Origin of the sequence: Streptomyces sp. NPDC059853, assembly GCF_042731495.1 — a bacterium.
GTDB lineage: Bacteria > Actinomycetota > Actinomycetes > Streptomycetales > Streptomycetaceae > Streptomyces.
The window spans coordinates 1-6,241 of the sequence record NZ_JBHWJL010000299.1 but is presented as its reverse complement, the minus strand read 5'-3'; the positions used below and the strand labels follow the sequence as shown (position 1 = coordinate 6,241).

5 protein-coding genes are annotated in these 6,241 nt (G+C 72.5%); all 5 read right to left on the bottom strand.

Annotation, left to right across the window (positions count from 1 at the left end; genetic code table 11):
- Positions 1-208, bottom strand: a 208-nt coding sequence (locus ACFV5N_RS23215) for an NAD-binding protein (RefSeq protein ID WP_385603100.1), incomplete at its 3' end; no start/stop codon positions are given.
- A complete protein-coding gene (gene mraY / locus ACFV5N_RS23210; RefSeq protein WP_375066090.1) occupies positions 190-1,254 on the bottom strand; it encodes a phospho-N-acetylmuramoyl-pentapeptide-transferase in 1,065 nt (354 codons plus the stop codon). The genes ACFV5N_RS23215 and mraY, both read right to left, overlap by 19 nt.
- Positions 1,251-2,690 (bottom strand): UDP-N-acetylmuramoyl-tripeptide--D-alanyl-D-alanine ligase, encoded by a 1,440-nt coding sequence (gene murF / locus ACFV5N_RS23205; protein ID WP_385603097.1) that lies wholly within the window; start codon positions 2,688-2,690, stop codon positions 1,251-1,253. The genes mraY and murF overlap by 4 nt, the downstream gene beginning before the upstream one ends.
- On the bottom strand, positions 2,687-4,402 hold the full coding sequence (locus ACFV5N_RS23200) for a UDP-N-acetylmuramoyl-L-alanyl-D-glutamate--2,6-diaminopimelate ligase (protein WP_385603094.1): 1,716 nt from the start codon (positions 4,400-4,402) through the stop codon (positions 2,687-2,689). The genes murF and ACFV5N_RS23200 overlap by 4 nt, the downstream gene beginning before the upstream one ends.
- Before the next feature lie 20 nt (positions 4,403-4,422).
- Positions 4,423-6,241 (bottom strand): peptidoglycan D,D-transpeptidase FtsI family protein (locus tag ACFV5N_RS23195; protein ID WP_385603091.1); only part of this gene is annotated, 1,819 nt, incomplete at its 5' end.

Sequence of the window (6,241 nt, the reverse complement as noted above, 5' to 3'; positions counted from 1 at the left end):
GGGTGGCGCCGTCGCCGAGCCGCACCGTGATGCCGGCCCGCTCCAGCTCCGCGGCGGCGGCGCGCTGCCGCTCGCCGTCGCCGCCGACGACCACCGTGACGCGGGCCCCGAGGCCGGCCAGGGCGCGGGCGGCCGACAGGCCGCTCACGCCGAGCCCGGCGACGGTGATCCGCTGCCCGGAGAACTCGCTCACCAGTCCGCCACCCATCCGCCGTAGAAGATTCCGATGCCGACGATCACACAGATGCCCTGGATGATCCAGAAACGGACCACCACCAGCACCTCGCTCCACCCCTTCAGTTCGAAGTGGTGCTGGAGCGGTGCCATCTTGAACACCCGGCGGCCGGTGAGCCGGAAGGAGCCGACCTGGATCACCACGGACATGGTGATCAGGACGAACAGACCGCCCAGCAGGGCCACCAGCAGCTGGGTGCGGGAGACGATGGCCAGACCGGCGAGGGCGCCGCCCAGGGCCAGCGAGCCGGTGTCCCCCATGAAGATCTTGGCGGGCGAGGTGTTCCACCACAGGAAGCCGAACAGCGCGCCCATCATGGCGGCGGCGACCACCGCCGTGTCGAGCGGGTCGCGGACCTCGTAACAGGTGGCCCCCGCCGTCAGCTCGTTGGCGCAGGTCTGGCCGTACTGCCACACGCCGATGAAGACATAGGCGCCGAAGACCATCACGGAGGCGCCGGTGGCCAGGCCGTCCAGGCCGTCGGTCAGGTTCACGCCGTTGGACATCGCCAGGATCATGAACAGCGCCCACAGCACGAACAGCACCGGGCCGATGGACCAGCCGAAGTCCTGGGTGAAGGACAGATGCGTGGAGGCGGGGGTCAGACCGCGCGAGTCGGAGAAGTTCAGCGCGAGGATGGCGAAGGCGATCCCGACGAAGAACTGGCCGAGCATCTTGGCGCCGGCCCGCAGCCCCAGCGAGCGCTGCTTGACGATCTTGATGTAGTCGTCGAGGAAGCCGACCAGGCCCATCCCCGCGAACAGGAACAGCACCAGCAGCCCGGTGACGGTGGGCGCGGAGCTGGTGACGATCTTCGTCACCGCGTACGCGATGAGCGTGGCCAGGATGAAGGCGATACCGCCCATGGTGGGGGTACCGCGCTTGCCGGCGTGGCCGCGCGGGCCGTCGTCCCGGATGAACTGGCCGTAGCCCTTGCGGGCGAGCAGCTTGATCAGCAGCGGGGTGCCGATCAGGGTCAGGAACAGCCCGATGGCACCGGAGAAGAGGATCTGCCTCATCGGGCGGCGACCTCACCAACGCCGTCGACGTCGCCGGCCAGCGCGATGGCGACCTGCTCCAGGCCGACCGACCTGGACGCCTTCACCAACACCACATCTCCCGGCCGCAACTGACCGCGCAGCAGCTCCACCGCTGCCGAAGCGTCGGACACGTGCACCGACTCCTCACCCCACGAACCCTCGTTCTTGGCGCCCATGTCCAGCCAGGCGGCTTCCTGACCGCCCACGGACACAAGCTTGCTGACGTTGAGCCGGACGGCGAGCCGCCCGACGGCGTCGTGCTCGGCGAGCGCGTCGTCACCCAGCTCGGCCATCGCGCCGAGCACCGCCCACGTACGGCCGCCCCCCGCTCCGGCGGCACCGCCCATGGCGGCGAGCGCGCGCAGTGCGGCCCGCATGGAATCGGGGTTGGCGTTGTACGCGTCGTTGACGATCGTCACGCCGTCCGCTCGCTCGGTGACCTCCATCCGCCACTTCGAGAGCGGGCCCGCGGCGGAGAGCGTTTGAGCGATCTCCTCAGCGGACATGCCTACCTCATGCGCAACAGCCGCAGCGGCAAGCGCGTTCGACACGTGGTGCTCACCGTACAACCGCATCGTCACGTCGGCGCACCCGGTGGGGGTACTGAGGCGGAACGCGGGGCGTCCCTGGGGGGTCAGATGGACGTCTTCGGCGCGGATGTCCGCCTCTTCGGCCTCCCCGAACAGCAGGACGCGCGCGCGGGTGCGGGCGCTCATGGCGCGCACCAGGGGGTCGTCGGCGTTGAGGATCGCCACCCCGCCCTCGCCGGCCGGCGGCAGCGCCTCGACGATCTCGCCCTTGGCCTCGGCGATCGCCTCCCTGCTGCCGAACTCGCCGAGGTGGGCGGTGCCCACGTTCAGCACCATGCCGATGGTGGGCGGCGCCAGCGTCGTCAGGTAGCGGATGTGGCCGATGCCCCGGGCGCCCATCTCCAGCAGCAGATGGCGGGTCTCCCCGGTCACCCGCAGCGCGGTCAGCGGCAGGCCGATCTCGTTGTTGAACGATTCGGCGGTGTAGACCGTGGGGCCCACGCGCTCCAGCAGCTGGGCGGTGAGGTCCTTGGTGCTCGTCTTGCCGGAGGAGCCGGTGAGGGCGATGACCGGGGTGCCGAGCCGGCGCACCGTGTGCTGGGCGAGGGCACCCAGCGCTTCGGTGACGTCGTCGACCACGACGGTGGGCACCCCGGCGCCCAGCGGGCGGGTGGCCAGGACGACGGCGGCGCCGGCGGCGACCGCCCGGCCGGCGAAGTCGTGGCCGTCGACGTGCTCGCCGGGCAGGGCGGCGAACAGGGCGCCGGGTACGGCCTCCCTGGAGTCGATGACCACGGGCCCGGTGACGGGAGGTGGCGGCTCCGGTATGTCGTGCGGGGTGCCCCGTACGACCGTGACGAGCTCAGCAACGGGAAGAGGGATCACTTCAGTGGGCCTCGCGTGGCGTTGTGGCGTGAGGGCGGATGGGCAACCGCGGCCCGCTCGATGGCGGCGCGCAGTTCGGTTCGGTCGTCGAAGGGCCGGATGACTCCGGCGATGTCCTGGCCCAGTTCGTGGCCCTTGCCGGCCACCAGGACGGTGTCGCCCGCCTCGGCGCGGGCGACGGCCAGGGCGATGGCGGCGGCGCGCTCCTCCTCCACCAGGACGGTGCCGCGTTCGTGAACGGGCACCTCGGCGGCGCCGGCCAGCATGGCGGCGAGGATGGCGAGCGGGTCCTCCGAGCGCGGGTTGTCGGAGGTCAGCACGGCGGTGTCGGCCAGCCGGGCCAGCGCCGCGCCCATGGCGGCCCGCTTGTGCGGGTCGCGGTCGCCGCCGCAGCCCAGGACGGCGTGCAGCTTGCCGTCGGTGACCTTGCGCAGCGCGTGCAGGACCGATTCGACGGCGTCGGGCTTGTGGGCGTAGTCGACCACGGCCAGATAGGGCTGGCCGGCGTCCACCCGCTCCAGGCGGCCGGGGACGCCGGGGACCGCGGCGATGCCGCCGGCGGCGGTGGCGGGGTCGATCCCGGCCACGGACAGGGCGGCGATGGCGCCGAGGGTGTTGGCGACGTTGAACGGTCCTGGCAGCGGCGCGGTGGCGGCCACCCGCACCCCGTCCGGGCCGATGGCGGTGAAGGTGGAGCCGAGCGGGCCCAGGGTGACCTCGTCGGCCCGCCAGTGGGCGTCCGGGTGGCCCTCGGCGGAGAAGGTGGTGATCGGGATCTCGGCTTCGCCCGCCAGCCGGCGCCCGTACTCGTCGTCGATGTTGACGACACCGGCGCGGGCCCTGGCCCGGGTGAACAGCTGCGCCTTGGCCGCGTAGTAGTCGGCCATGTCGGGGTGGAAGTCGAGGTGCTCGGGGCTGAGGTTGTTGAAGACCGCCACGTCGTAGACGACGCCGTCCACCCGGCCCATCACCAGCGCGTGGCTGGAGACCTCCATGGCCAGCGAGGTGACGCCGCGCTCGCGCATCACGGCGAACAGTCCCTGCAGCTCGGTGGCCTCCGGGGTGGTGCGCTCGGACTTCACCCGCTGGTCGCCGATCCGGGTCTCGACGGTGCCGATCAGCCCGGTCGGCTCGCCCTCCTTGGCCGCGGCGCGCAGTCCGCCCTCCACCAGGTAGGCGGTGGTGGTCTTGCCCGAGGTGCCGGTGATGCCGATCTTCAGCAGGTCGGCGCCCGGCTCGCCGTAGATGGCGGCGGCCAGGTGGCCCATCCGGGCCCGCGGGTCGTCCACGGTGAGGACGGGCAGCCCGGTGGCGACGGCGCGCTCGGCGCCGGTGGGGTCGGTGAGCACGGCCACCGCGCCGCGGCTGGCGGCCTGGGCGGCGAAGTCCGCGCCGTGGAAGCGGGCGCCCGGGAAGGCGACGTAGATGTCACCCGGCAGGACGGCGCGCGAGTCGTGGGTGATGCCGGTGACGGCGGGGCCTGGATGCTCGCCGGCGGGCGCGGGCTCGGACACGGTGGTCCCCAGCAGCCCGGCCAGCTGCGCCAGCGGTACGGGGGCGACCCGTGCCGGGCGGGGCGGCGCCGACGGGGTGTGATCAGCGTGGGGCACGGCGGTGAGCGTACCCGGCGTGGAGGGGGTGCCGCGAAGTGAGGTGCGGCCGGATGCCGTGCCGAGCGGGGGGTTTCCCTCGTCGTCGGTGATCGTTCTCACGTGCTTGCTCTCCGCTTCGGTCAGTCGTGGGGGTCGAACGTGACGGGAAGGCCCGGAAAGTCCGAACCGGTGGGCGGGACCTGGAGCGCCTTCAGGGAGAAGTCCATGACCTCGTTGAAGACCGGTCCGCACACCTTGCTGCCGTTGTAACTGCCTTCGGTGGGGTTCTGCACGGCGCAGTAGACGGCGATCCGGGGGTCGTCGGCGGGGGCGAAGCCCGCGAATGAGGCGGTGTAGCCCGAATAACGTCCCGTCTCGGGGTCCACCCGGTTGGAGGTACCGGTCTTCCCGGCCACCCGGTAGCCGGGGATCCTGGCGGCGCTGCCGGTGCCCTCGGGGGAGGTCACCACGGTCTCCAGTATCTCGGCGAGCTGCGCGGCGGTCTCCTCGCTGATCACCCGCTCCCGCTCGGGTTCGGGGGCGGGCTCGAAGCTGCCGTCGGGGCCGGTGTAGCCGCGGACCAGGGTGGGGGCGATGCGCTCGCCGCCGTTGGCGACGGTGGCGTACACGGAGGCGGCCTGGACGGCGTTGACGGACATGCCCTGGCCGAAGGGGATCGTGTACTGCTGGGCGGAGTTCCAGTCCCCCGGTGCGGCGAGGATACCGGCGGTCTCGCCGGGGAAGCCGAGCCCGGTGGGGCGGCCGAAGCCGAAGCGGGTGAGGTAGGAGTGCAGGACCTCGTTGGCCTGCGGCTGGGTGGCGCCCAGCTCCTCGGCGGCCAGGATGGTGCCGATGTTGCTGGATTTGGCGAGTACGCCCGCCAGGGTGAGGTAGTACGTCTCGTGGTCGTGGTCGTCGGCGAAGTTGCGGTCGGCGCGCGGCAGCCGGTTGGGGACCGTGACGTGGGTGGCCGGGCCGGCGACGCCTTCCTCCAGGACGGCGGCCATGGTGGCGACCTTGAGGGTGGAGCCGGGCTCGAAGGCGTCCTGGAGGGCGGCGTTGCGCAGCAGGCCGCTGTCGGTGACGGTGCCGAGGTCGTTGGGGTCGTAGCCGGGGGCGCCGGCCAGGGCCAGGATCTCGCTGGTGGTGGTGTCCATCACCACCACGTAGCCGTCGTCGGCCTTGGAGGCGGCCACCTGGGCGCTGATGGCGTTCTGGGCGGCCCACTGGATGTCGCGGTCGAGGGTGAGGGCGACATCGGTGCCGGGGACGGCGGGCTGTTCCTGGGAGCCGGCGGTGGGGACGCGGCGTCCGCCGGACTGGGCGTAGGTGATGGTGCCGTCCTCGCCGGCCAACAGATTGTTGAACTGGGCCTCGACGCCGCCGCCGCCCACGCCCTCGGCGTTGACGAAGCCGAGGGTGGCGGCGGCGAGGTCGCCGCCGGGGTAGACGCGTTTGGCGTTCTTCTCGGCGAAGACCCCGGCGAGCACCTGGTCGCCGGTGCCCTTGCCGGCGGCTTCGCTCAGGTTGTTGCGCAGGTCCTTGATCTGCCGCCAGGTCTGCGGGGTCTGCTGGCGGGCGAGCACGGCGTAGCGGGAGTCCGGCTCGGAGAGGAGTCCGGCCAGGGTGGCCTCGTCGCGGTCGAGGATCGGGGCGAGCAGGGCGGCGGCCTGCTGGGGGGCATCGGGGACGCCGGTCTGTTCCTCGGTGAACAGGAACGGGTCGGCGGTGATGTCGTAGGCGTCGACGGTGGTGGCCAGGGCGGTGCCGTTGCGGTCGGTGATGTCGCCGCGCTGGGCGGCGAGCGGCACGGTGACGTAGCGGTTGACGGCGGCCTTGTCGGTGTAGGTGGCGGCGTCGACGGCCTGCACCTGGACGAGCCGCACGGTGAAGGCGAGCAGGACGAGGGCGAGGCCGAGGCCGACGAGCCGCAGCCGGGGGCGCACGGTGGCCGGGCGG